Here is a 25049-nt window from a genome sequence, read left to right as displayed (position 1 = left end):
CATCAATTTAGTAGCCGTGCCCCTCAGGGCGTGCATCCGCTACGGGTCGCAGGTTCGAATCCTACACTATCAAGGTAAGGGCCATAATCAGACCCGTTTAGTCATTGGCCACCGACCGGGCCATGCCAGGAAAAACGGTATTCCAAATGGTATTCCACAATAAAAACACAACCGATATTATTTCATTAAATCAGTATCTTACATAAGCAGTTCAGATTACCCCGGCTCTAAAGACGTCCAAGGACGTCTTTTTTTGTGCCTGAAATCCACTGAATACAAGAGCTTCAGCGCTTATGAGGGTTTTGTCCGCACACTCGGCGCCGGTCAGCTACGCCGAGTGCTTCGTCGAAGTCGAGGACGTTATAGGGCTTGTTAAAGTCATGCTCGAACTAGGGGTCATCGATGAACTGGTAGATGGGGATGTCCGCGACCGGCGGCCTCAGTTTTGATCGCTACGTGGTCGTGGGCTGCTCTACCGGTGGCCGCAATCCCATGATCAACCCGATCGGCAACCACAGCACAACCCAATAGGAATTGGGCCGAGTGAACACGTTCGAGATATCCGACACCATAGCCACCAGGGCGAACACCAAGGTCGCCAGGGCCACACGGGCAGCGGGATCTGCGCGCAACCGCCACGCCTTGAGCAGCGCAGTGCCGAGCAACAGCGTAAACAAGACAAAGCCGACGATCCCGTACTCGAACCACAGTTGCAAGTACAGACTGTGGGCGTGCTGCACCGTATCGCCCCAGGGATAGCGGTAGACCAAGGCGACTCCGGCACCCTTGCCTAGAGCCCAGAACTCGGGCAAACGGGCCAACCAGTTCAGCCAGATCGGACCGCGCTGGCTGGTGCCCAGAAACCATTCGTGCTCAACCCGCGACCAGAACACCGTCATCATCAGCAGTATCACCAGTGCACCGATCAGCAGCAGGACACGAGCACGCCGTTGCGGGCTGAGCACCAGCAGGGTCAGGCTGCCTGCCAGGGTTGAGAACCAGGCACCACGCGAGAAGGTCAGTAGCACATACACCAACAAGCCTGCCAGACCGACAAGCACAGGCAGCCAGGTCCACGCCTTGAGCTCACGTTCCACCAGGACGCTGAGCAGCAGAACGGCAAAGATCCCATAGTAAAGGCCAGCCGGGATTGGGTATGAGAAATTCGCGAAACCATGCCAGCCCAACTCTTGCAGCCGACCAGTACTTCTGAGTACCTCGTATACCAGCGGCTTATCCAGAACAACGAACTGCACGATCAGTGTCAACCAGGCAAAACAGCAGCCGAACAACACCGCGAGAGCCAGGGGGATTTTGATCACGCCTTTGCTTTGCAGATGACCGACCACAAACACATAGAGCAAGATCAGCAGCGCCACCTTCAGCAAGTAGGCCGGCGCCTTCCAGGAGTCATCAAAGCAGCCCCGTAGCACCACCCAGCCCAGCAGTGCCAGCAATAATTGAGCGCTGGGTTGGCGCCACAAGGAGAGCGCAAAACGTTCGGCAATCAGCAGAATCAGCGCCGGTAAGAACAACAACAGGTAAACCTGTGTGGCCTGACGACTGCCATCGTTATTGAACAGAAAACCGCTCAGTTGCACGAACAGACCCAGGGCCAATAAGGCCTGACCAGGTCGGGACAGTAGAGTACGCAAGGATTCACAAGGCATGACGGCTCCTGCTTTCAACATTGGGCTCTGACCTTGGCCCGCGTCGCAAGCCTTATACGGGTAACGGCAAGCAACAGTAAGTAGATGCTGTTGGTACGCACGTAGCGCCAGAGCAGACGACGAGGTTCCAGCAACAAGCGGAACAACCACTCCATGGCAATCAACTGAACCCAACGCGGCGCCCGAGGCAGTTGGCCGGAGAGCACGTCGAACGAGCCGCCCACCCCCATGCCCACCCGGACGCCCAGGTTCGACCAATGGGTTTTCAGCAGCAATTCCTTTTTGGGTGAGCTCATGCCGATAAACAGAATATCCGCACGGCTGGCGCGGACGTCCTGAATCACTTTCGCCTCTTCGCTGGCCGCGAAGTAACCATTGCGCAAGCCGGCAATGCGCAGGCCGGAATAGCGGGCCAGCAAGCGCTCTGCTGTCAACTCAACCACCTCCTGGCGTGCTCCGAGCAGATATACCGAAGCACCGGTCGCGGCAGCCATTTCGCACAGCAGGCCCATCAGGTCGATACCCGCGCAGCGCGGTGGCGCCTTGATCCCCAGCGCCTTGAGTCCCAGGGAAATGCCCGCGCCATCGATATGGACACGCTCCGCCTCGCGCAGCGCCTTCATCAGGAACGGGGTGGCGCGCGCGTCGACCAGCTTGGCGACGTTGAGCCCTTCCAGGCGCAAGCGAGGGCCATCCGTGACGGCGTGCCGGGCCTGTTCAATCACTTCCTCCGGGCTGAGCAGGTCCAGAGGACAGCCCAGAAACTCAATGCGGCGGCTATCCAGAGTGCTGTTCATCAATGATGGGGTCTGTGTGGTAGCGAGTGGGCGAGGTACTGCTTAGCGTGGCTCCGCAAAGCAGCCAGAAGGCGCCCGTGCCGGAGACGGTGAGCAGGTGCTCGGAACTGATCAAGGTGGTGGCCAGACCCAGCGCCAACCAGAACATCGCCAGCAGCATGGGGTCAGGCTGCCTACGATAACGGTTCCACAAGGCCAGGGACATGTTCAGGTAAAACCAGAGAAACAGCAGGGCAGCGGGCAGGCCCATTTGGAATGCAATGCTGAAGATTGCCCCTTCGCCACCGCCGATCAGCGTCTGTTGCTGCTGGGCCGCCTGCGCGCCCTGGGCGCCGAGGCCGGCCCCCAGCAAAAGCACCTTGGGCAGATCCAGCAGGTTTTTCTGCAACGCCCTCCAGTGGCCGATCGTTGAGCCATCCAGAAAATTGATGCTCATCTGCACCACGCTATAGGAGGCAATCGCGATGGCCCCGCAGACGCTAGCGGCCACCAACCAGCGCATGGCGCGGTAACGGAACAGCGACGCACCGCTGGCCAGGTAACCGATCAGGGCCAGACTACCGGCGAGCATGGCACCGCGCGTTCCCGACATCCAGACGCCCACGAACAGCAGACCACTGAGCAGCAGGCTGAAGTAGCCAGCACGTCGCTCCGACCAGGCGATGGCAGCCACAGCCACGACTGCCAGGAACATTCCCTGCGCCAGCGGGGCCGCGAGCAGGCCTGCAGCCCGCCGTTCCAGGTCGACGCCGCCGTAGAAGTTCCATGGCAAGCCGCTTTCCCACTCGGCGCCCAACATCATGCCCTTGATATCGCGCATATAACGCGGATAGCCAATGGTCTCGGTCCAAAACGCCGTGTTCTGCTGCTCCCAGGCGCCAAACAAAGTACTGGCAATGCCCAGCAGCACCAGCAAGGCGACACAGCCACGCACCTGTTCAGGGTTGCGCACGCAGTAGAAACCCAGCAGAAAAAACAGCACGGGAATCATCAGCGTGCCGTAGGAGCCCAGCAGGATGCCTGGCGTCATGTTCGCCCTGTTGACCAGCAGGTAGCACAGCGCCAAGCCGCTGTAGGCCACCAGCGGCAGTAACAGACGGCTCGGCAAACGGGTGCTGAGTAGACAGCAAGCGGCGAGCCCCACTACCAGTCCGTCACGCAGGTTGCGCAGCAAACCAACGCCCGGCCAGGCACCGTCGCCGTATAGCCAGGCACTGCCCAGGTCGCCCAGGTGCACCCACAGGATGATCAGCAACACAATCCTGAACCTCATCGCCGCGCCTGCTCTACACAGTGACGGCGATGCTGCCGCCAGCGCTGCCACTCGCCTATCAAGGCCGGCCCCAGCACACGCATGGCCACGGCTTTGAGCAGCGCCTTGATCCGCTCCCTGTAACCCGAGCCGACCCGTGAAATCCACTGATCGACAGCCTCCACCTGCTGTTGCGCTGCCGGCGCCACAGGCTGGCAGACCGGCGTCGTCGGGCGCAGCGCCTCCAGCCACAGCGTCCCCGCCAGCGCGGAGACGGGATGAGCGCCGCAGTACAACACATGCAGACCGGCCGCTTCGGCAAGGCGCCGTAGGCTGTCGGCACAGAAGTAACTCAAATGTGCCGGATGGACGAACAGCCGGGTCTGCCAGTCGCTCATCAGGTCTGGCACCTCCAGCCACAGGCGCCCCCCGTCCCGCAGTCTTTGCGCGGCCTGCTCAAGAAAGCCGCGGGGGTCGATAAGGTGTTCGAGTACATGGAAGGCCACCACCGCATCCAGGCTCTGTTCCGGCAGGGTTGCCAGGCTCTCGACAAAGTGCACCGATGCCTGCCCGAGCAGGGCCTGGCGTTGCGCGATGTCCGGCTCGCTGGCGCTCAGTTGCAGATCGGCCCGCTGCTGCGCGGCCTGCCCGAGAAAGGCACCGAAACCTGCGCCCATTTCGAACAGTTGCCCTTGCGGCGGCAGTTTCGCGTCAATCAGGGCAAACCGTTTGCGCGCCGTGTCGGCATCGCCACGCCAGGCAAAAAAACGCCCCGCGCTGCGCCAAGGTACTTCGGCAGGAAACAGGCGGCGATACGGGCCGGTATAAAAACGCATCAGCCCGGCTGCACTGAAACCGGGGGCCAGATACACCGTGGCGCAATAGCCACAACGCATGAGGGCCTGCCCGGAATGGGCATAGACCTCCGGCCAGAAGTAGCGCTGTGCGACGCTGCTGCCACACACACGGCACTGGCCGGTATCCGCAGCCAGGCCCCAGTCGTGGAACCGTTCAGGCATAGATGCTCCGGTACCAGAGCGCTACTGACAGTGCCAGCCACAGCGTGCTGTGGCATTGCGGCCTGGCCAGGTGCCGGCGCAGCGCGTTCAGGTCGATAAAGTCATTCAATTCCGGGGGCAGACCCTCCAGCAGCTCACGCCAGGGCAACTGCGTCACCAGGAACTGTTCGGCATGGCCGAATCCGGTACTTTTCGGCGTGGTCACCAGCCGATCCGGCAAGCGCCCCTTGAACGCATCGCGCAGCAGGGCCTTGGAGAGACCGGCTCCTATCCGCTCCAGGGCCGGCGTACGGAACGCCCGCTCGACCAGGCGATGGTCCATAAAGGGGCTGCGCAGTTCGATGCCGGCACTCATGCTGTTGCGATCGGCCATACGCAGTGCCATGGGCAACAGGTTATCCAGTTGGTCCTCACGCATGCGTTGTTCCAGGGGGCTGGACATCCGCTGGCGTACCATCGCCAGGCGCTGCTGCTGAGACTCCCACAACCCGGCGCTCATCACCCCGACACTGGGACGATGTCGACGCAACAGCGGCCCTATCAGCGCTAATGGCAGGTCCCAGACCAGGCGATTGAACAGCAAACTGACAGGAAACGTGCGCTGTCTCAAACGATGCGCCACCTGCACCAGTTGCCCGGACCAGAGTTCATCCCGGGCAGCCACGGAGTGATAACGGGCCGAGTAGCCGCCGAATAGCTCATCGGCCCCTTCGCCGGAGAGCACCACTTTGACTCCCTGTTCGGCGATGGCCCGATAGGTTCTGAAACTGGCCAGCGCCGAGGGCGTACTGAAGGGCTCGCCTTGTACCGTGACCAGGTTCATCAGCTCATCCGCCGCTGGGATGGGGACAAAGCGCAGCACGTGATGCCGGTCGCCATGGCCAGCTTCGGCCATGAACAGCGCGGCTCGCGCCGACTCATCGAACCCGACCTGTTCGGCATCGCGGTAGCCGTAGGTGAACGCCGCGTCGAGCCGCTGCCGGGGCTGCTGGCTGGCGTTGAGCGCCACCTGGGTGATGATGGAGCTGTCCAGCCCGCCGGACAACAGGCTGGCCACCGGCACATCCGCCTGTAGACGCAGATGCACCGCGTCCTCCACCAGCCCCTGCAGCTCCAGGCTGGACAGCGGCTTGGCACCGCCGGGTTCGGGCCACTGATGATAGGGCGCCTGACTGAATCGGCCGGCTCGGCTCATGCGTCCAACCACGCCAGGTGGAACGGCCCGCACCCCCTGGAAAAAGGTGGCCGTACCCTGCTCAGAAAAGCCCGTGAGCAGGAAGTCGAACAACTTTTCAGGATTAGGGGCCGGATAACCGCCAAGCATCTGGGCAATGGCGCTGATTTCACTGGCCAACACCATCTGCTGACCGTCGTGATGCAGGTAAAGGGGTTTTACCCCCAGCCGGTCACGGCAATACACCAGGTCGCCGCTGGGTGCATCCCAGACCACCACTGCCCACATGCCGTTGCAGCGGGAGAAAAGCCCCTCGCCCCAGACACGCCAGCCGTGCAGCAGCACCTCGGTATCACCATCGGTCACGAAGACACAGCCAAGCGCACGCAGCTCATCGCGCAGTTCGACAAAGTTGTAGATGGCACCGTTGAACACCAGCACCGTGCCACTGACCGGGCAACGCATGGGCTGCTCGGCGGCGCTGCTGGTATCGAGGATGGCCAGGCGGCGGTGCCCGAGCAGCGTCGGTGGCGCTGTCTCGACCATCAGCAGTCCCTCGGCATCGGGGCCGCGACGGGCCAGGCTGGCCAATGCCCGGCTCGCCCGTTGATGCAGGTCCGCTGCCGCGCTCAGCGCGCGTACGACGATCAGCCCGCACATGACCGGTACTCCTGCCTATTCATCCATCCCCCCTGTGCGACGCGGCCCGAGGTAGCAAGGGCGCCGGCCCAGCAAACCGATCAAGGCCGGAGCCGCCAGCATGATGGCCAGGCCGGTGGCCCAGCTCGTTTGCGCCGCCGCGCAGGTTGCCAACGCGCCCGACAAGGCGAGCAGGCCCCAGCGCCCAGGGCGCAGCCTGAGCAGAACCAGCAATACGCTCATCACCAACAACATCCCCACAACCCTGGCCCACAACACAAAGGCAGTCGCGTCGCTCCAGGCGGCCATGAGCTGCAGTGCCGCGCTGGCGCCGAGCCCCAGAAAGAACGGCCGCACAAACTGCCCTTCGCGACGCTCGCCGATCAGCAGCAACAGGAGAAAACCGCTGGAGGCAGACAGGCCCCAAGCCAACACCAGCAGCCCCGCCAACGCCAGCCACTGACGCTGCTCGATCGGTAGATCCAGACTTTGCGCCAGAGCCCCCAGCAACAGCACGTTGACGGTTGCCCAACCCAACAAAGAAGCCACCGCCACGATCCGCTGGCGGCCACCCGCGCGGCTGGCCTCGCCCAGCAACAGGCGGGATAACTGGCCCTGTACTCCAGAAAGGCCGCTGAGAACATGGTTCAGCAGCAGAAAGACCGGCATGAACCCTGGTGCCAGGGGCGCCAGCAGAAAAGGCGTGAGCCGGTCATGCAAGGTGCCGGACACGCTTAATGCACACAGGTGCAACGCCGACCTCACCTGGCCTTTGCCAAACAACGGCAACCACAGCAGCCGCTGACCGCTCATGGCGAAATTGACGGCGGCCTGGGTCAGATACCCCAGGCTGACCGCCAGCCCTGCGCTGGCAGCCGGTGACAGGGGCAGTCCGACGCTGACCGGCCACCACAACAGCAACCCGGCCGGCCAGGCGATCTGCGCCGCCATCAGCCCGCGCAGACGCTGGCCGGCCGCGATCAGCGGCGCGGAAAAATTGAACAGCGCAAACAGGCTGGCGGGGGCAGCGCTGAACAGGTATTGCCGCCCGGCCTGGTCATCGCTGTAAAACACCCAGCCCGTCAAGGCAAGGCTCATCAAGACCAGGGTCGCGAGCAACCGCTGCCCTAGCGCGCAACGCCAGGTAGCCAGCCAGTGGCTGGCGTTGCGGTCTTCACGTAGGAACAACGAGGCATAGCCCAGGTCGGCCAAAAAGATCAGGGTCAGCAGCAGCAGGTGCGCCAGGCCGACCACTGCGTAGGTGGTCGCCCCCAGCGTCTTCAACAGAACGATCTGGAACGCCAGATTGGCCAGTTGTCCGATGGCAAAGGTCACTGCCGCCAGCACAAACGATTGCGTGAGCGACCCGCCGTTACCTGTGGCCCCCTGTCGTACTGTAGAAAAGGACGGCGGCAGTCGCGTCGGCCTCACGCTCACGGCTCACGGTCCGGAAACACAACCAGGCGCAGGGCTTCGGCAAACGCCAGACGGGGCTGCCAGCCCAACAACTGCAGGGTGCGGCTAGGGTCGCCCAACTGACTGGGGCGGTCGACACGCCGTTGCCGTGCCGGGTCAACTTCTACCTTGACCTGCACGCCCACGATGTCACCGAGCTGCTGCACCAGTTGTTCGACGGAATGCTCCACACCCGAACACAGATTGAACACGTCGAATGGCACATCTGTACGCGGGTCGTGCAGCATGGCGATCAGACCACGGGCGATGTCATCGGCATGCAGGTAGTCGCGCCGGGGCGTCAGGTTGCCCAGGCGTATGCAGCCATCGCTCGATCGGCGTAATTGCTTGAGCACATCGGGGATCAGATGGGCGTTAGGGTCATCATGGCCCACTGCGTTGAAAATCCGCGCCACCCGCCCGATATGCCCGCCGCGCCCGCTCCAGAACTGCAGTTGCTGCTCGTTGCAGTGCTTGGACAAGGCATAGTTGTCACAGGCTGCCAAGGGGCTGGACAGTTCCGACAGCGGCCCTTCCTGCCAAGCGTAGACCGCGCCACTCGAGGCAATCACCACGCGGTCCACCTGCGCCGTTTCAGCCGCGGCCAGCAGCTTTTCGGTGCCCACCACGTTAACGTCGAGGCAATGTGCGCGCTGAGTCTCGCAGGTGGGAATGTGATGCACCGCCGCCAGATGCAGGATGGCATCGGGGCGCCAGGACGCCAGCAGGTCGGCCAGCACCTGGGCATCGCGAAGGTCGGCCTGGACCGACCAACTGGCCTCGGGCGGCATCGAAAGGCCGCTGGAGAGATTGTCCAGCACCGCCACTTCACCGCCGGCAGCGCGCCATTGCCGAACGACACGGCGTCCCAACATACCGGCGCCGCCGGTCACCAACAGGCGCATCATGCCCTTGGCTCCACAATCAGCCTGCTGCGGATCGCGCGTGGCAGCCACAACAACACATCGCGTTCTTTATGCAGCGCTACGTACAGCGCGAGCATGATGGACAGCGCCACGAACACCAGCACGAATGCCGCGGCGCCCATAATCAGCGGGTTGCGCAGCGGCACCGGCGCCGTGGAAATCGCCGAGCGTGTCTTGATGCCGATGGCTTGCTGCCGGGACTCGGCCTGGGTGAGTTTGAGGGCGATATCTTCGGCTGCTTCCTGAGCGCTGGCGTTCAATTGGGCCGCGTTGGCAAGCAAGATTTCGCGGTTGCTCTTGAGCTTATCGAGAATGACCTGCCCCGAGGTCGCGTTGCGGATCGTTTCGTCCATGCCAGCCAGCAGTCGCTCGGTCCAGTCGAGCTTGTCCAGTTCACGCTGGGCCGCTCGCGCCTTGGCCTGCAGTTCGGAAACCGTGCTTTCCAGGGCCACGATCTGCGCCAAGGGCGACAGATATTTGCCACCGCCGTCGCTGACCGAAAACAGGGTGCTGGTTTCCAGATGGCGCAGATCCGGGTAGCTCTCCAGCAACTGGCGCATGTCCGCGATGCGCTGGCGGCTCTGTTCAATGTCGAACTCGGCCTTGAGCACATCCAGCTTGAGTTGCGGACGATGATCGAGGGCGGCCTGGCTGGTCCTCACCAAGTCGATCAGGCTATTGGCCAGAAAGGCTTCGCGTACTTGTCGAGCGAGGGTATTGATGGTCAGGCTGGCCTGTTCCTCGTCAGGCACCCGCAGCGCGAACTCCAAGCCAAGCCCCGTGCTGCTCTGGATTTGCGCAACAGGAATATCCCGAGCGTCGTCTCGATTGAGAGAGGAGCGATAGCGTACGGTCTGGACCCAGTACTCGGGGTTGAACGCACGGTTGCGCAACTGCAGGCGCTTAGGGTCGGCTGCTTGCTGGTTGTCACCGAAGGCGTGATCGACCCAGCGTTTGTCCCAGAGAAACGACTGCGCCTGCCGCCATTCTTCAAGCGTTACCTTCGGCACCTCGAGCAGTGCGGACACGCTATACAGCGGGCGATTGGCTACCCAGGCAGCCACAGTAACCGCCCCTAGCAGCGCCAAGAGCAGCAGCAAGCGGCCAAACCGCTGATAGAACTGCAGAGCTCGCAGCGCCAGCTCCGCCAGCGAAATTTCATCGTCAGGCCCGATGGGTCTTGCTGTGGGCGTTGTATGCATCATTCCAACCTGGTGGGCCTGCCTGCAAAAACGTGCGGGAGGTCTGCTAGTCACGGGGCAAAGTGCCAGAATTTGCCACAGCCATCAGGCCGCTGCAATGCGCTGACAGCGTTTGGGGCGACCAATGAATAGAGACAGATCGTTACCATCGTCTTACAGACTGCTAGAGTGCTGCAACTTTTAAGGACGTCTTCGATTCAATTCGGAAACAGGCACAGATGGCATTTTCTCTGTTCAATCAGCTTCGCCAGATCAATCGACATCTAGTCGAACTTCCCTGCCCTGGCTGCGGGCAATACGATCCCCAGCTTATCTGGCGATATGACCGTTATTTTCTGCGAGTCAATCTGTCGACCTGCCGCCATTGCGGCCTGGTTTATCTCGCGCGTGGCATGAAGGGCGACACCCAAACGCGCTTCTACGGCCAGTTGTACCCCCGTCTTATGCGACAACCACCAACCAGCAAAGCAATGTGGAACTATCGGCTGATCGCTGGCTACCGCTTTAGCGAGATCAGCGCCGTTGTTGGTCAATGCAAATCGGTGCTGGATATCGGTGCCGGCCTGGGGTTTTTCCTGGATGTCTGTCGCGCCCACAGCTATGAACACTATATGGGCCTGGAGCCAGGCGGCCCTCAGCGCGATCATGCGGTACAGGTGCTGGGCTTGGGCGAACACGTTCGGCCAGAGGAGCTCGACGAACAGACGCAACTGCCTTTCGCGCCTCGGCTGGTGACATTGTTCCATGTTTTGGAACATCTTCAGGAGCCGGGCAAAGCACTGGCTCGGATAGCCAAGCTGATGGATCCGCAGGGCTGGCTGGTGATCGAGGTCCCGAATATCGGGGCCGACTGGCCCGAGCTTGGCTTGTCGCAGGTGCATGTTTCGCACCGCAGCTATTTCTGTCAGCAAACCCTTGAGGCATTGTTGAGCGCCAATGGGTTTTATGCCCAGTCCTGGCGCCAGGAAGCCCACGGAATCTACGAGGGCAATCTGCGCGTGTATGCACGGCTCAGCGCATCGGCGACACCTACCGTCGCGCCACTACCACCGTCAGCGGACGACATCCGAGCCCACATCCTCAAACAGATTCGGCCTTTGAGTCTGCGTAACGGCTATCTTCGGATGGCGTGGCGGCTTGCTCGTCTCTAGAGGGGGCCGGGACGGTTATACGCTCCGGGTCACAGCGCCCATGGCCGCTGCGCAGTAGCGCTATCGGTGTGGCTAGCAGGATAAACAGGTCCAGCCACAGCGACTGGCGCGCAATGTATTCGAGGTCATCGCGCACCCGTGAAGCCATGTCGGATACGGCGCGGGTTTCCCCACGCCGACCACGGATCTGGGCAAGCCCGGTGATACCGGGTCTGGCGGCCTGCCGCGCGGTGTAACCATAAACCTTGGCGCCGTAATGCAGGTCATGAGCGACCGCGTGGGGCCGTGGGCCGACCAGGGACATATCACCGCGCAATACGTTGATCAGCTGTGGTAGCTCATCAATGCCCCAGTGACGCATCCACTTGCCAAGCGGCGTGACACGCGGGTCATCGAGGCACGCCTGGGGCGCCAGCAGGTCACTACCGGCGGCCACCCCCATGCTGCGGAACTTCAGCACGGTAATGATCGAACCCTGCAAGCCGAGGCGCTGCTGGCGAAAGAGCGCCGGCCCGCCGTCTTGCAGGCGAACGATCAGCGCGATGACCACCAGCAGCGGCGCACAGGCGCTGAGCAACACAGTCGCGCCGAGTAGATCGAACAAGCGCTTGGCCGCCGCTGCTCCTGACGAAAACGCATGCACCTCCCGCACGGGCAGCGTGGGGCACCCGTCTTGCACGCACTGGGGCGGCGTTGCGTGCAGGCATGTATCGAAAATCACCACACGCTCTGACAGCTGTAGGGTTGGCTGCTGCGTCAGCAAGCCAAGGGCGTCTTCACGCGACAAGCGAACGGCGGCCTGCCCAAGCTGTTCCGTGAACGGGCTGACATGTGGGCAAGCGCCAGCCAGCACGACCCTGGGCACGCCGGGACGCCAGGCTGCGACCCGATCATTGCCCAGCTCGAGCAGGGCAAGCATGACACTGGCCAACAGCAGCCAGCCCAGCGACCACGACACCAATAATGAATAGCCGAACAGCCCCGCCAGACAGGCCAGCACACCCAGCCCCAGAAGCAGCTGCCCGATGCCCGTGGCCAGGCGTTCGGCCACGCGATGGCGGGGACGTATCAGCGCCCAGTCCAGCACCATGAACTGCAACGCGACCCCCAATGCCAGGCCCCAGGTGCCAGGCCAGAGACTTCCGGACTCGACGACCCAGCCTGCCAACAAGGCGCTGGCTGCAACGCTCAGGCCGCGAGCCAGTAAACGAGAGAGCGGGACGGCAGGAATCAAATTTCGTCCCCCCGCCGGCGCAACGCCAGCCGGAAAAGGCGCACGAACGGATAGAGAAAGCTCAGCCCGCGTGGCAGTGCCAGCCACTGGTGGTCCTTTGCCGTCGGGCTCAACCAGCCCGCCAGCGCCTGCCAACGGGCCGGCAGCGTGTCCTGCAAGGCGATGTCCAGGCTCACGCGTTTGAACAGGCCTTGGCCCGTCGCCACTTGGTCATCGCTCAGTGACCTGCGCAGCGCATCCAGTGCCAGCTCCACCATCTCCCGGCTTGCCCGGCAAGGTCGGCGCACCTGCTGCAGAGGCGCCGGAGCCTGCAGGCCGAACAGCACGGTCAGCAGGCTGAGGCAGGTGTCCAGCATCGCGCAGGTGCCGCTGCGTTTTACCTGGCTGGCGAGCAGCTCAAGGTCCAGGTCGGCGCGCTGCAACAGCGCGTGTATATCCATCAGCCAGATCAAGCGGCGGAAACAGTGCTGGCTGGCGTGGGCAATTAAATACGGCAGCGCGTAGGTCGGCGCCAGGCAGGTCACTTCGGTGCCTTGCAGGTCAAGCACCTGGGTTATTCGCTGCGGAGCGTGGAGCAAATGCTGGTGACGCAAAAGACGGCGGTGCAATTCGATGCGCGGCTGCTGCTCATGTGTCAGCACCAGTTCATGGGCGGCATCGGGCAGGGGCCACTGTTGGCCTGGGGCCATGTGATAGCCCATGTCCTGCAATACGGCCAGGCCCTCGGGCCACTGCTCGGCCGGCAGCAGTACATCCAGGTCCACGCCCCCCCGTGCGCCGAGATTGCCGTAGGCCTGTACGGCCAGCGCCGGCCCTTTGAGCGCCAGCGGCTGGAGGCCTCGCGCGGTAAATCCCGCAACCAGACGCTTGAGCCCGGCCCCCAGCGCCAGGGCCCGTATGACAATGCGCTGGCGCTCGGCATTCAGCGCTGCCACATAAACGGGGGCCTGGCTTTGTACCCTGTCGGGCTGCAACAGGCCCGCCACCCCGTGGTGGCGGATGAACTGGCAAAGGGCGGGCACGGCGGGAGCGGTGAACGGCTGCTCGAACCCCATCAAGCACAAGGTTGCCTGCAGCAGTTCAGCACGGTCGACATGGATGTCATCGGCGTTCTGCCCGGCGGCGCTGGCGGTGCAATGAGCATGGGGGGTGTCCATAACGGGGCGCATATCCTGTGCACTACACAAGTGTCTGATGGTAGTTGGCAACTCAGCTGCCTAGCTGTAGCGTTGCGGGCATAAGAGAAATCGGATTTTATCCTATGAAATCATCCGACTGGCTACGAGAATCTTTCTCTGAGCACGTTGAATATATGCGCCAGCAGTTCGGCCCGGATGCCGCAGATGTTCGCCATGAGCTGTTCTACCTGCACGCCGGAAGAAGCCAGGTTGCGGCTGGGATCCGCGCCCTGGCAGCCCTGCTGCGTGACTCCTGGCTATTGCTCAGGCGCACGAGCCCTGGCCTCAACGCGCAGGGGCACAAGCAAGCCATCCTGTTGACCACCCTGGCTGGCGTGAGTGGCTGGAGTACCCTGCAACGGGCACTGCCCGCCCTGGCAGCGGCGGGCTATGCGCCGCTGGTGCTGTTGCACCCACGCCTGGCCATCGATGATATCTCCCCAGCCCTGCCCTGCATCCGGCCCGCGCGCCCCGACCTGCAGGCGTGGCGCTCGGCCTTGCACGTGTTCATCGTCACGCTGAGGCAAGCGCGGCCACTGCTGCTCGCCAGTTGCCTGGCCCGCCGCGCGCTCTGGTCCGCCAGCCTGCGGCGTACCCTGGCAGGCAGCCGTGGTGTCGTGCTGCTGCACAACGATTTCGATCTGATGAGCCGCGCCGCGATTGGCCAGGGGCTGACCAGCATCTGCGTGCAACACGGCATTGCCACGGATGAGTTCTTCCCGACCCGGGCCGACTGCTACTTGGTATGGGGAGACGCCAGCCGCCAAGTGTTCGAGACCAACGGCACCCCGAGCGCGCAACTGGTAGAGGACGCATTGCGCCGGGGGGAACGGCCGGAGCAGGCTGCGCGCCCCCCAGAAGGCATTGCCCTGCTCTCGCAAACCCATGCCCAGATACTGGGCGAGGGCATAGGCGAAGCCCTGGCGACCTTTGCCCATGCACTGCTGCAAATCGCCCCGGATGCCCGCATTCTGCTGCACCCCCAGGAAGACCAGCCCTATAGCGGTGCGGCCGCACGCGCCACTCGCCGCCCACCGCACCCAGAGCTGCAACCCCGGGCCGCCATACCACAGTTGGTGGTGGGCTACTGCTCCACCGCCATGCTGGAGGCCGCGCTGGCCGGGCATTGGGTGGTGGCGTTGCAGTTGGCATTACCGGGGAACCGGGCGCTACGCCAGGCAATGGCGGCGCCTTTGCAGGCCGAGACAGCCAAGCAAGTGGTCAGCCTCTATCAGCGTCTGCGCGATGACCCGGCCTTTCGCCAGGCCACGGGACAGGCCCAGACCCAATGGTTGCGCAGCCACTTTGCCACGCAAACCAGCGGGTTCGCCGGTTTGCTGCAACGGCTCGAGCAGCCGGCGACGCTGGAGCCTGTGGCATGACGATACGGGTGCTGCATGTCAGCAAAGAGTTCGAACCCCTATCCAGCGGCGTGGCCCGTCATATCCAGGGACTGGCCAGGGCGATACAGGCCGATGACACCGTCCGCATCGCCATCCTTGCCCCGCGGGTCGATGTGGCCGGCGGCGGGCTCGACGTACGCCAGGGTGGTTATCGAAGTCTCTGGTCCGCCGTGGCTGACCATGACCTCGTGCATGTGCATGGCGCCCGTACCCCAATTGCCGCATTCGCCGCCCTCCTGGCCGTCGTCCGTGGCCGGCGGCTGGTGTACACCCCGCATTGTTACTACGACACCGGCTCCAGGTGGCGGCGTCTGTTCAAGCGCCTGTGGGACAGCACCGTCGAGCGCCTGATGGTGCGCGCTGCCAGCGCCGTGGTGCTGCTGCACAAGGGCTGGGAAGCCGACCTTGCCCGCCGCGGCTTGCAACCCACGCGGACCCTGATCATTCCCAACTGTATTGATGATCACCGCCAGCCCGCCGTCGCCAACCCGGAGCCGCTGGAGGGGGCGCCGGCCTTGCTGTCCATAGGGCGTCTAGATCCGGTCAAACGCCTCGATGATGTGATTGCTGCGCTGAAAACGCCCCCCCTGACCCAGGCCGTTCTGCACATCGTCGGTCAAGGCAGTGACCGCTCGCGCCTGGAAACCTTGACGGCACAATGGGGCCTGTCCTCGCGTGTGCGCTTTCATGGCTGGCAGGACGATGCCGTTACCCAACAGATGATGGCCGGTTGCAAGGCGATGGTGCTGGCCTCCGAGCGCGAAGGCATGCCGACTGTCATCCTTGAGGCATTGCTGGCCGGTGTGCCCATCGTCTGCTCGGATATCGAGGGGTGCCGCGCCATCACCGATGCCGTAGGCTGGAACGGCGTGTTCGCCCTGGGCGACATCCCGGCCCTGGGCGCGTGTGCCGCTCAGAGCGCACAACGCACCGTGCCAGCCACGGTGATCGAGGCGGTTCGTCACGGCTTTACCTGGCAGCGCAAGTCCGCCGAGCTGGTGGCCTTCTACAACCAGGCCGTGCCGCAGCAACGACCGACCAGTTGGATGAACAGGTTGGCGCTCTATCTGACCGACTATGACAACCCGCGATCCCTCGGAACGCGGCTGCGGACACGACGTGCCGGGCCATTACGGGACATGATCGAGCAGACCTATGCACGCCATGGCCACGTCAAGGTGCTGGATGTAGGCGGCACCCAGCGCTATTGGAAAATCCTGCCGGCGACCTACCTGGCCTCGCGTCGGGTGTCGATCACCCTGCTCAACACCGGGCCCGCCAGCCAGCTGCTGCAGCCCCCTTTCAGCTCGGTGCGCGCCGATGGCTGCGACCTGAGCCAGTTCGAAAATCGCGCCTTTCATATCGTGCATTCCAACTCGGTGATCGAGCATGTGGGCAGCCCGGAGCGCGTCGAACGCTTTGCCCGTGAGTTGGTACGCGTCGCCGAGCGCTACTTTATCCAGACGCCGGATTTCTGGTGTCCGCTCGAACCGCACTGCATGACGCCGTTTTTCCACTGGCTGCCTCGTCGCCTCAAGATCTGGCTGGTACGCCACGCCACGCTGGGGCATTGGCGGCGGGCAACGAACCACCAACAGGCCGAATTCATGGTCGATAGCGTCCGCCTCCTGACCCGTCGACAGATGCAGATTTTGTTTCCTGCTGCCCGTATCATCCGCGAACGAATCCTGGGCTTGCCCAAATCCTTGATCGCCGTAAGCCCATGAAACTTGTGAAACCCTTTGCACTGTTCGACCTTCCACCACGGGCACTGGCCTTCGTCAGACGCTGTGGCGCCAGCACGTCCAGCATTGTGTCGATGCTGACGCTGCTGCTGGCCAAGGCCGCCATCGATACGTTCTGTGCGTTGCTGGTGGCGATCCTGCTGGGCACGCTGCTACCGACGGGGCGAACGCCCTCCGGCTGGTATGCACAACTCGAAACGCAATGGGCAGCGTTTGCCGGTAGCGGCGTATCCCCACTGCCGCTGCTGGTGGTGGCCCTGGTGCTGGGCAAGGGCGTGCTGGCGCCGTTGCTGTCTGCCGCACGTAGCCGGCTGATCGACGCCTGGACGCTGATGATCTCGTTGAGTATTTTCCAGCACGAATTGACCCGCCCCGTTGCGCAGCTCTCAAACACAACGGCCCAGGGCAGCAATGTGGCCGTCAACTACATGGCGCCCAGAATCGTCATAGGCACCCTCTTGCCAAGCCTGGAGCTGCTCACTGAAGTGTTGGTGGTCACTCTCCTGCTCTGCGTGTTGCTGGCTCTGGAGCCTCTGGCGACGGCGATGCTGCTCGGTGCATTGCTGCTGGCCGCCGGCGTTGGCGGCGCCCTGTCCTTGGTGCTCAACGACATCAGGGAAACCCGCAGAGGAGAAAGTCAGGTGCTGATGCAGCGCTGGGTCACCGACAGCATTGCCTGCCTGCGCGAAATACACCTGTATGGCCGTGTGCAGGCGGTACTGGAGCGCTATTACCCGGTAGCCAAACGCTTCGCCCGCGCCACGGCCCGCGAACGCACGCTGATGGAGGTCCAGTCACCCGTCATGGAGCTGTTTTTCCTGATGATGCTGGTGCTGTGCGTACTAGTGGCCAGTAAGGGAAGCGGACAAACGGACCTGCATGCAATGGCCCTGTTTTCAGCCGTGGGCTTGCGGTTGCTGCCAGGTTTTCGGCGTGTACTGCTCAGCCTGCAGACGCTGCGCTTCTCACGCCCGTATTTTGAGGAATTGACCTCGCCCGACTCGCCCTACCGAACACCCCCAGCGGGCCCCCAACAGCACGCAGCACCTGCTCGCGCCCCGCTCCAGCCGGTGCTGCTGTGCGAGGCGCTGCAGTACCGTTACCCCCAGGCCAGTCAGGCAGTTATCCACAACCTGAACCTGAGCATCGCCCAAGGGGAGTGGCTGGGCTTGGTCGGCGAATCGGGCGTGGGCAAATCGACATTGGTGGATGTACTGATCGGTGAACTGCAGCCAAACCATGGCACGCTGCAATGGCTCGACCTACCAGTTGAGCGTCGCACCATCGGTTATGCCGCCTCTGGCACGACGCTGATTCCTGGCACGCTGCGCGACAACCTAGCCTTTCTGGGCTGCAGTGCAGAGCAGACGCTCAGCGACGCACTGGCCATTGCCGGTGTCGACGCCCTGCTGAACCGCCTTCCTCAAGGCCTGGACACGCCTGTGGAGGCGTTCGAGCAACAGCTATCGAGCGGCGAGCGGCAACGCATCGGGCTTGCTCGCGCGGTAGCCCATGCCCAGGTGCTGCTGGTTCTGGATGAGGCCACGGCAGCACTGGACCAATTGAGCGAGAGCCGCTTTCTGCAAGCCCTGCGCGCTGCCAGGCCCGAGCTTGCCGTGGTACTGATCACCCATCGCCTCACCGCCTTGCACCATACCGACCGTAACGTGCTGATGGCCGACGGCGCGCTCACGGACTTCATTTGTTCACCCGAGCCCGATCCGGCTATCGACTTTGCAGAGCGCTCCCACCCATGGATCTAGCGTTTGGCTTGGGGATCCTGGAGAGCCTGGGGGCGCAAGCCGAAGGCTACTTGCTGCTGACCTGGCAACGGATTTGCAGGTATTGCTGGATGACTTCGGCACCGGCCGGGCATAGCCCAGAGGACGCCCGCAACGAACCCCACAGGTCGTGGCTGCGGATAAGCGCTACCGCGCCATGTTCGATGAGGCAAGGGACGCTGGCCGCTTGCGGTAGATGCCGTCGTCCCCCGGTACGCCGGGCAGCAAGCGGTCGTCCCGTCCGTAGATAGGCGAAGCCAGCGCCGCTTCGCCGCGCAGGCACTCGAACAGGCTCGCCGCGCCCGTGTCGCCAAAACGGAAGTTGGCGTGGCGGATCACCAGCAAACCACCCGGCTTGAGCACCCTGGCGAGGTCGCCAAGCACGCGATCAAAGTCGGCGAAGCGAATCCAGGCAGAACAGTCAGTGGGCCCCTCCCCCAACGCGCCATGGCGGAAGACGGCCATTGCCATCACCAGGTCATAGCTGGCGGTCGCCTCCAGCGCAACATCACCCGCGCACGCGAAGCTCAGGCGGGGCTCTCGTCCCTCACGCTGCCATCGCGCCCGGCACCGGCCAATACGGCCAGCATCGATATCCACGCCACGGATATGGGCATGTCGGAAATAGCGGGCCAGGCTGAACACTTCCTCGCCCGTAGAGCAGCCGAACGACAGGAGGCGCGCTTGCGGAGTGTCTGCCAGTACCTGGCGAATCGACTGGAACAGCTCGGGGTAGCGATCTTCCTGCGTCGTACCATAGGGCTGAAACAAGCCTTGCGGACGCCGCCGCATCAGGAGCGCAGAGCTCCGCCGCTCGCCGCCACGCAAAACTTGCACCATGAAACGCACCCATTCGCGGAACAACCAAAGACGCCTCATTTCGCTTTACCGTAATTTCTATGACAAGGAAACTGTCCACCAACAAACGATTCGGAGCGGGTTACCTTGACCTTAACAAGCACGAACTTTCTGAACCTCAAACTGGGCAAGTCCACCATTGGGAAAAATCTCCTGATCGCACGCGAAAGAGGCGATGTAATTCTGCATGAAGATGACACCTGGGAACTGTCGCGTCCTGTCCGATTGACTGAAAACTGGGTGGTTGGTCCCATCCGCACACCATTCCCCTGCGGTAAGCTCCTGGGCTTCCTGTTCCGTCAGGCCTACGGTCAAGCGGCCGTCCCGGTAGGCTGCCGCCACTGCTTCAAGGTACAGATACGCCCAGCCAACTTGGAACAGCTGATTGCGACCCAGAAGATCGCGCATGACCTACCCTATGCCTACAAGGCCGGCGCCAGCCTGAATGCACGCTACCAGGCCGGCCCATACCGAGCCCTGTTCTATCTGGATGGGCTGCAAAATGCCCGCGAGGCTTACCAGCGGGTCCTTGAACGAGTACTGGACACACCTGAACTTGGCGCCAGCGTCTCGGTTAGCATAAAGCGTGGCTGCACCGAATATGAGGTCCACTGTGGCCCTTCAAACGAATTCACCTTCAGCGATGATCTCGCCACAGCCGAGTTGGAGTTGCTGAAACGACTGCGTCAGCCCGCTCCGCCAAAGGCGAGGCAGCATGCGTTAACGATGATGACTTGGATGCAGATTGCCTATCAGTTGGGTGACGAAAGCTACAAACAATTCACCCAAGGCAGATCTCTGTATCCTGAGCCTGTCTCTTACCCTGCGGCACCTTAGCCAATCCCCCAATTGCCAACATGCGAGCAGTTGATGTAGCTTGACCCCCAGACTTACAGGAGTAAAAAGATGGCCGAACAAGACACTAATGAATCCAACGAGATCAACCCCCAACGTAAAACTTGGGAGAAACCGGAAATCATTGAAGTCTCCATATCGGATGTGACTTCATCTATTTACGCAACAAGCGGCAATGACGGTACGTTTGGCTTTTCGAACGTCTCTTAACCAGTATGCTCAGTCAATGTAAATCACTGGCTAATAAATGAGCGCATTTGCCGGACTGCTTTCCGCTCGGGCCATACCTGCGGAACTCGCTGAGCATTTTGCAGTTGCACTCGATGCTCCAGGACTAGAACAACCACGTCACTGGTCTGACCTGGGCCTTCACTTTACCCATCGTCTACGTATAACAGCCCCGGAGGATCGTCAGGATCATCAGCCCGCAATTCGGAATGATGCACCTCTGGTGTTGGTATTTGACGGTTACCTGATTAATCGCATCGAGCTGATAGACGCGCTGGCACTCCCCAGGGAAGCACGCGGCTGGGCCGACAGTGCCATTGCCTTTGAAGCAATGGCGCGCTGGGGAGCGAGCGGTCCCGAGCGCATGCTCGGAGATTTTGCTCTAGCAGTATGGGATTTTGCTGATCGTAGTCTGTTGCTCGCACGCGACGCAGTTGGTCAGCGCCCCCTGTATTATCACGAGGGAGATGGGCTCTTTGCTTTCGCCACGAACCCTGCCGCCCTACTGGCAGTTCCCGGCATCGATCACGAGCTAGACGAAGACCACCTCGTCGCCCTGCTATCGGACTTACCGGTGGCCGACAACGGCACACCTTACAAGCATCTGCGCCTTCTACCGGCGGGCTCAGTGGCAATATTGCGCTCGGGTCAACTCAAGCAACGTTTCTACTGGACGCCTGAACAACGAACCGAACTGCGCTTGCCCAGAGAAGAGGAATACGTCGAGGCAGCACGCGAATTGTTCGAGCGAGCGGTCAAAGACTGCCTGAGGATCGAAGGCCCTGCATTTTCCTCTCTCACAGGAGGATTGGACTCCTCCGCCGTGTCGGTGACGGCCGTGAAACACCTGCCAGGCAACTCATTGACCACCATCACCTGCCTGCCCGCCGCCAATACCGAACTGCTGGATTCAGATCACCACTACATGAGTGAGCGGCGCTATGTAGCAAGCATCTGCGAACAGACACCCGGATTGCAGCCTCTTTTTTTCAATGGGCCAATGCAGCATCGATGGGATACCGACTGGCTACAGATGTTCCAAATGACAGGCGTCCCTTGGCGAAACGTGATGAACCTGGCCTGGATGGGCTCCGCACGGGATCACATAAGGCAGCAAGGAGGGCGTGTACTGCTGTCCGGAGCGCTCGGTAATGTGACTTTGTCCTGGGACGGACATGGCACCCTTACGGGCCTGATGAGGGATGGCCGCTGGTTGAAGGCCTTTCAGGAGTCACTCGCCCTGGCCCGCACGAACGGACAGACTGCATCCATGGCGCGCCAGATATGGCGCTCCACCCTGGCCCCGTTTGCCCCGGACATCATTCAGCAGTGGATAGCAAAACTGCAAGCCAGGTCGAGCACTTCCGAGTGGGGACATCTATATCCAATTGAGCCAATGATAAAGGCACGTCTTCGAACCGAAGATGGGGTCAAGCGCCGCAAGCAAATGGCCTCCATGGCAAGCTGGCAGCTACGCCAGGCGTGGTTCCGGGAGCGCCAGTCAGCGCTACAGGCAACGGGACTTGTACGCGCCCTACATGGCTTCGAGGTTCGCGACCCGATGGCTGATCGGCGCTTGCTTGAATTCTGCTTTTCACTTCCCGATAGCCTCTACCTGCAAGGTGGCGTAACTCGCCTCCTCGCCCGTCGAGTCACAGCGGATCGCCTGCCGAGCGAGGTGGTCAACAACCGTAAACGCGGCATGCAATGCCCCGAATACCTTCAGCGGATGAATATGCTGCGCCCTTTTCTAGGCGAACGACTCGAAGAGCTGGAGGCTTCCCCCCTGGCCCAGCGCTTGCTCGACCTGAAACGAATGAGGGCCCTCCTTTCGCACTGGCCAAGCCGACCAGAGAGTCCGGAGCACCTGATCCTTCTACACCGAGGTCTACACTTTGGTGCGTTCCTGCGCTGGATCGAAACTGGCTGCCGGCTCCAGGGTTAACCTTCATGGACTCAAGTGCCCAGGCCCTTGCCTAGAAATAAGCAAGACGCGCTCTTACCGGCTCGGTGGCATCTTCAATGCGTCGTAGCTGTGCTTCATTCAATCGCTCACGCCATCCTCCAGCACGCCCCTCTCGGAAGAAGCGAGCGGCGCGTTGCGGCCGTTCACTGAAGCCATGTCTGGCCTCCGCAGCCTGCAGCCGGTCGAAACGAGTGGCATCCAAGGCTTGCTCTAGACGTTCGTCATCTAACGGCCAGCCACAATATTTGATGACACAGGCAAAGCTTTCCTGGGGCTTCATCAACATGTCTTCATAGCGAATCAGCAAAGGACTCCAAGGCGCGGGCAGATCAATCCAGCTCAGCACATGCCGACTCCAGCTCCGCAGTCGTTGAGGTAGCTGATCCCTGAGTCCGAGCGTTTGGTCACACAGGATAGCTGCTTCGTCGAGGAGAAGATCGATCGCCCTATCCACACTAAAACCGATGTGCCCGGCCAGCGACAAAACCACATCTCGAGGATCGCGTACGATATAGACCACTCCAAGGGTATTGGCGGCTGGGAACAGTGGCTCCCCCCCTGGAGTCAATTGCCACGCGTCATGCACCTTATTGAACAAAGGTTCGCGCGCCCCCGTTACTTGCAGCTCATACATGCGCGGACGCAACTTCAGCAACTCATCCGGCAGCAAATCAGAAGATGCGACGCCCACAAGCTCGTCGAAGCGGCGCCGACTGCTGGCAATAGGAGCGAAGTTCTGTTTCTGCGAGAAGTCGGGCTTCGATCCGCCCAGACGATAACTGTTGAGCACCAAGCGCAACCATGTGTTACCAGACTTAGGATAGGACGCCAGCCAGTAAAAGCCACTCATGCCTGACTGCTCATCCCGGCGTGGAACGCCACAGTGCGCTGGACAAGTTCATCTAAATGTTCAAAACCAGAAAGCTGTCGAACCAGAACATGTCGCGCAATGCCAGCAGCCAATCGCGTTACCAGAGAGAAGTGGGCGCCCTTACCCGAGGCAACGGTCATGAGAATGCGCTCCTGATACAGGGCCTTGGAGAATCGAACCGAGGCCAGCAACCCGGCAACTTCTTCCTGCCCCGCATGCTTGGCATCTTCGACCCGCTCAAGATGGTACAGCGCTGCCAGCCTCAAAGGCGTGCCGCCGGCGAAGTGCTCTGCCCCTAAGCCGACGGAGAATTTGTCCATACCATGACGTACACGCTCTGCGTCATCCATGCCATGGCCAAACTGGCTCATTGCATCCTGCCAGAGCTTAACCCTGGGGAAAGTAGGCAACGCAATTGCGCCTCGCTCCTGGTCGAGGCTTATCACCGTGACATCGTCCGCCAGAATCGGATAACCACGCCGCATGAAGGCAGATGCCAGGGTCGATTTACCCGTTCCCGAAGGCGCCGTGAAGGCGACCGCAACATCGCCCTGGGGAGAAGGCAGTTTCACGCAACAGGCATGCAAAGGTAAGACCGTACGGCGCTGGCAAACAATTGCAAACACGGTACCGAACAAAAATGTCCTTACTGCGGGGAGATCCGCTGAGAGGCTGGGTTGTACCCGAATCGTACGGCCATCGTGTGCTATACGGTAGGTCGCAACTGACTCGATAGCGAAACGACAGGTTCCATCAGCGCCCATTTGCAGAACGGGACCTTCGTATGAAGGGTCCGGCAGTCGTGCCTCAACCGCTCCGAGCTCGATATGTAGGTCTATCGGAGCCTGTAGATCCCCTGTCCAGGGCAATAGCTCCGGCAACGGCAAGTCACTGCGCACGCGCCAGCCACATAGATAGTAATCGTCATACATGGAGTGACACCTAATCTTGCTGCCGCAAAGCGCGAACATTGCCAATATTCTCCGCCCCGCAAACGATCCCACCGTCTTGCCCAAGCAATACCAGCCATGCATGCGCGCCTATAGATTCACCTTCTCTGCGTACGCCCAGGCATAGTACGGAGCGTTTCCCGCGCAGGCGCAACATGCAGGCAGCCACCAACGCTTGGCGCAAACAAAGAGGTTTCCAGGGAAGGCGCCTGGCCGCAACGGCCACGGCGTCTCCCACCGCACGAGCCATCGGCGACAAGGCAGGATTCAAATCAGACGATGCCGGTTCAATGCGAGCTCCACTCAAACTCAGCAAAAGGCGCCACGAAAACAGACGACAGAAGATAGGCGTGAGAGAAAAAAAGAGGGCGGCTTCGATAACACGAAGACGGTGAGCGCTGATCAAACCTGAACCTCGATGAGCTCACGACTCGCCAGCTTGCTCAGCAACTCCATGACATCCTGACGAATCACCTTGATGTCTCCGTCATACTCGGCTGACAGCGTCTCACACAAGGTCTCTACACGCACAGGCGATGCGAGTCGCTCCCAAATATCGCTGGCCACGGAGTTGAGGCCGAAGTAGTGCCACTGGGACACGCTCATTAGCACCAGTTCTCCACCGATTTCGGCAGCTAGCACGCTAGCATTCCTGATGACAGTCGCCTCTCCCGTGATATCGCTCATTCTTGGCT

The 25049-nt window shown here is 61.7% G+C and carries 22 protein-coding genes; 7 read left to right on the top strand and 15 right to left on the bottom strand.

The window, feature by feature from the left end:
• Positions 1–452 precede the first annotated feature (452 nt).
• The 8 genes from BLR63_RS27405 to BLR63_RS27370 all read right to left on the bottom strand — a co-directional run bounded on the left by BLR63_RS27405 (position 453) and on the right by BLR63_RS27370 (position 9996).
• On the bottom strand, positions 453–1670 hold the full coding sequence (locus BLR63_RS27405) for an O-antigen ligase family protein (protein WP_042946318.1): 1218 nt from the start codon (positions 1668–1670) through the stop codon (positions 453–455).
• Positions 1671–1684: 14 nt separating this feature from the next.
• The gene (locus BLR63_RS27400; protein ID WP_010562607.1) at positions 1685–2467 is read right to left on the bottom strand and encodes a WecB/TagA/CpsF family glycosyltransferase; all 783 of its coding nucleotides are present in this window, start codon (positions 2465–2467) and stop codon (positions 1685–1687) included.
• Positions 2448–3740 (bottom strand): hypothetical protein, encoded by a 1293-nt coding sequence (locus BLR63_RS27395; protein WP_010562606.1) that lies wholly within the window; start codon positions 3738–3740, stop codon positions 2448–2450. Before BLR63_RS27395 ends, BLR63_RS27400 begins: the two co-directional genes overlap by 20 nt.
• The gene (locus tag BLR63_RS27390; protein ID WP_010562605.1) at positions 3737–4738 is read right to left on the bottom strand and encodes a class I SAM-dependent methyltransferase; all 1002 of its coding nucleotides are present in this window, start codon (positions 4736–4738) and stop codon (positions 3737–3739) included. The genes BLR63_RS27395 and BLR63_RS27390 overlap by 4 nt, the downstream gene beginning before the upstream one ends.
• On the bottom strand, positions 4731–6572 hold the full coding sequence (asnB, locus tag BLR63_RS27385) for an asparagine synthase (glutamine-hydrolyzing) (RefSeq protein ID WP_010562604.1): 1842 nt from the start codon (positions 6570–6572) through the stop codon (positions 4731–4733). The genes BLR63_RS27390 and asnB overlap by 8 nt, the downstream gene beginning before the upstream one ends.
• A 15-nt stretch (positions 6573–6587) precedes the next feature.
• Positions 6588–7886 carry a hypothetical protein gene (locus BLR63_RS27380; protein WP_130926019.1) on the bottom strand — a complete coding sequence of 433 codons (1299 nt, stop codon included), beginning with the start codon at positions 7884–7886 and terminating at the stop codon, positions 6588–6590.
• A 98-nt stretch (positions 7887–7984) separates the two neighbouring features.
• Positions 7985–8914 carry an NAD-dependent epimerase/dehydratase family protein gene (locus tag BLR63_RS27375; RefSeq protein WP_010562602.1) on the bottom strand — a complete coding sequence of 310 codons (930 nt, stop codon included), beginning with the start codon at positions 8912–8914 and terminating at the stop codon, positions 7985–7987.
• Positions 8911–9996: a hypothetical protein gene (locus tag BLR63_RS27370; protein WP_130926020.1), complete on the bottom strand. Its 1086-nt coding sequence runs from the start codon at positions 9994–9996 to the stop codon at positions 8911–8913. Before BLR63_RS27370 ends, BLR63_RS27375 begins: the two co-directional genes overlap by 4 nt.
• A gap of 356 nt (positions 9997–10352) precedes the next feature.
• Here BLR63_RS27370 and BLR63_RS27365 point away from each other — a divergent pair, with 356 nt between their 5' ends.
• Positions 10353–11285, top strand: coding sequence for a class I SAM-dependent methyltransferase (locus tag BLR63_RS27365; RefSeq protein ID WP_081480323.1), 933 nt, complete (start codon positions 10353–10355; stop codon positions 11283–11285).
• Here the strand turns inward: BLR63_RS27365 and BLR63_RS27360 are convergent.
• Both BLR63_RS27360 and BLR63_RS27355 read right to left on the bottom strand, forming a co-directional pair.
• A complete protein-coding gene (locus tag BLR63_RS27360; protein WP_130926021.1) occupies positions 11215–12519 on the bottom strand; it encodes a sugar transferase in 1305 nt (434 codons plus the stop codon). The two genes, BLR63_RS27365 and BLR63_RS27360, sit on opposite strands and share 71 nt — an antisense overlap.
• Complete coding sequence (locus tag BLR63_RS27355) at positions 12516–13676, bottom strand: nucleotidyltransferase family protein (protein ID WP_010562598.1); 1161 nt, start codon at positions 13674–13676, stop codon at positions 12516–12518. The genes BLR63_RS27360 and BLR63_RS27355 overlap by 4 nt, the downstream gene beginning before the upstream one ends.
• A gap of 155 nt (positions 13677–13831) precedes the next feature.
• On the opposite strand from BLR63_RS27355, the gene BLR63_RS27350 reads away from it, so the two are divergent.
• The 3 genes from BLR63_RS27350 to BLR63_RS27340 are packed head-to-tail and all read left to right on the top strand — an operon-like array spanning position 13832 to position 18608.
• Positions 13832–15079, top strand: a complete 1248-nt coding sequence (locus BLR63_RS27350) for a hypothetical protein (protein WP_010562597.1) — start codon at positions 13832–13834, stop codon at positions 15077–15079.
• Positions 15076–16827, top strand: a complete 1752-nt coding sequence (locus BLR63_RS27345; protein ID WP_010562596.1) for a glycosyltransferase — start codon at positions 15076–15078, stop codon at positions 16825–16827. The genes BLR63_RS27350 and BLR63_RS27345 overlap by 4 nt, the downstream gene beginning before the upstream one ends.
• The gene (locus BLR63_RS27340; RefSeq protein ID WP_010562595.1) at positions 16824–18608 is read left to right on the top strand and encodes an ATP-binding cassette domain-containing protein; all 1785 of its coding nucleotides are present in this window, start codon (positions 16824–16826) and stop codon (positions 18606–18608) included. The genes BLR63_RS27345 and BLR63_RS27340 overlap by 4 nt, the downstream gene beginning before the upstream one ends.
• A 165-nt stretch (positions 18609–18773) precedes the next feature.
• Here the strand turns inward: BLR63_RS27340 and BLR63_RS27335 are convergent, their stop codons facing one another.
• Positions 18774–19397: a class I SAM-dependent methyltransferase gene (locus BLR63_RS27335; RefSeq protein ID WP_158000180.1), complete on the bottom strand. Its 624-nt coding sequence runs from the start codon at positions 19395–19397 to the stop codon at positions 18774–18776.
• Between the two features lie 174 nt (positions 19398–19571).
• Between BLR63_RS27335 and BLR63_RS27330 the strand changes: the two genes are divergently transcribed.
• The 3 genes from BLR63_RS27330 to BLR63_RS27325 all read left to right on the top strand — a co-directional run bounded on the left by BLR63_RS27330 (position 19572) and on the right by BLR63_RS27325 (position 22512).
• Positions 19572–20321 carry a hypothetical protein gene (locus BLR63_RS27330; protein WP_010562593.1) on the top strand — a complete coding sequence of 250 codons (750 nt, stop codon included), beginning with the start codon at positions 19572–19574 and terminating at the stop codon, positions 20319–20321.
• A gap of 69 nt (positions 20322–20390) precedes the next feature.
• Entirely contained in the window at positions 20391–20549 is a 159-nt protein-coding gene (locus BLR63_RS31400; protein ID WP_156791912.1) for a hypothetical protein, read from the top strand.
• Positions 20550–20586: 37 nt separating this feature from the next.
• Entirely contained in the window at positions 20587–22512 is a 1926-nt protein-coding gene (locus BLR63_RS27325; protein WP_081480320.1) for an asparagine synthetase B family protein, read from the top strand.
• A 31-nt stretch (positions 22513–22543) separates the two neighbouring features.
• Here the strand turns inward: BLR63_RS27325 and BLR63_RS27320 are convergent, their stop codons facing one another.
• The 4 genes from BLR63_RS27320 to BLR63_RS27305 are packed head-to-tail and all read right to left on the bottom strand — an operon-like array spanning position 22544 to position 25041.
• Positions 22544–23383: a sulfotransferase domain-containing protein gene (locus BLR63_RS27320; protein WP_010562591.1), complete on the bottom strand. Its 840-nt coding sequence runs from the start codon at positions 23381–23383 to the stop codon at positions 22544–22546.
• Positions 23380–24336: a phosphoenolpyruvate carboxykinase (ATP) gene (locus BLR63_RS31395; protein WP_130926022.1), complete on the bottom strand. Its 957-nt coding sequence runs from the start codon at positions 24334–24336 to the stop codon at positions 23380–23382. The genes BLR63_RS27320 and BLR63_RS31395 overlap by 4 nt, the downstream gene beginning before the upstream one ends.
• A 10-nt stretch (positions 24337–24346) precedes the next feature.
• Complete coding sequence (locus BLR63_RS32500) at positions 24347–24760, bottom strand: lasso peptide biosynthesis B2 protein (RefSeq protein WP_081480318.1); 414 nt, start codon at positions 24758–24760, stop codon at positions 24347–24349.
• Complete coding sequence (locus BLR63_RS27305; RefSeq protein ID WP_010562589.1) at positions 24757–25041, bottom strand: PqqD family protein; 285 nt, start codon at positions 25039–25041, stop codon at positions 24757–24759. Before BLR63_RS27305 ends, BLR63_RS32500 begins: the two co-directional genes overlap by 4 nt.
• Positions 25042–25049: the final 8 nt, after the last annotated feature.

It is taken from the genome of Pseudomonas extremaustralis (assembly GCF_900102035.1).
Lineage (GTDB): Bacteria > Pseudomonadota > Gammaproteobacteria > Pseudomonadales > Pseudomonadaceae > Aquipseudomonas > Aquipseudomonas extremaustralis.
This window is presented reverse-complemented; position numbering and strand designations above follow the sequence as displayed.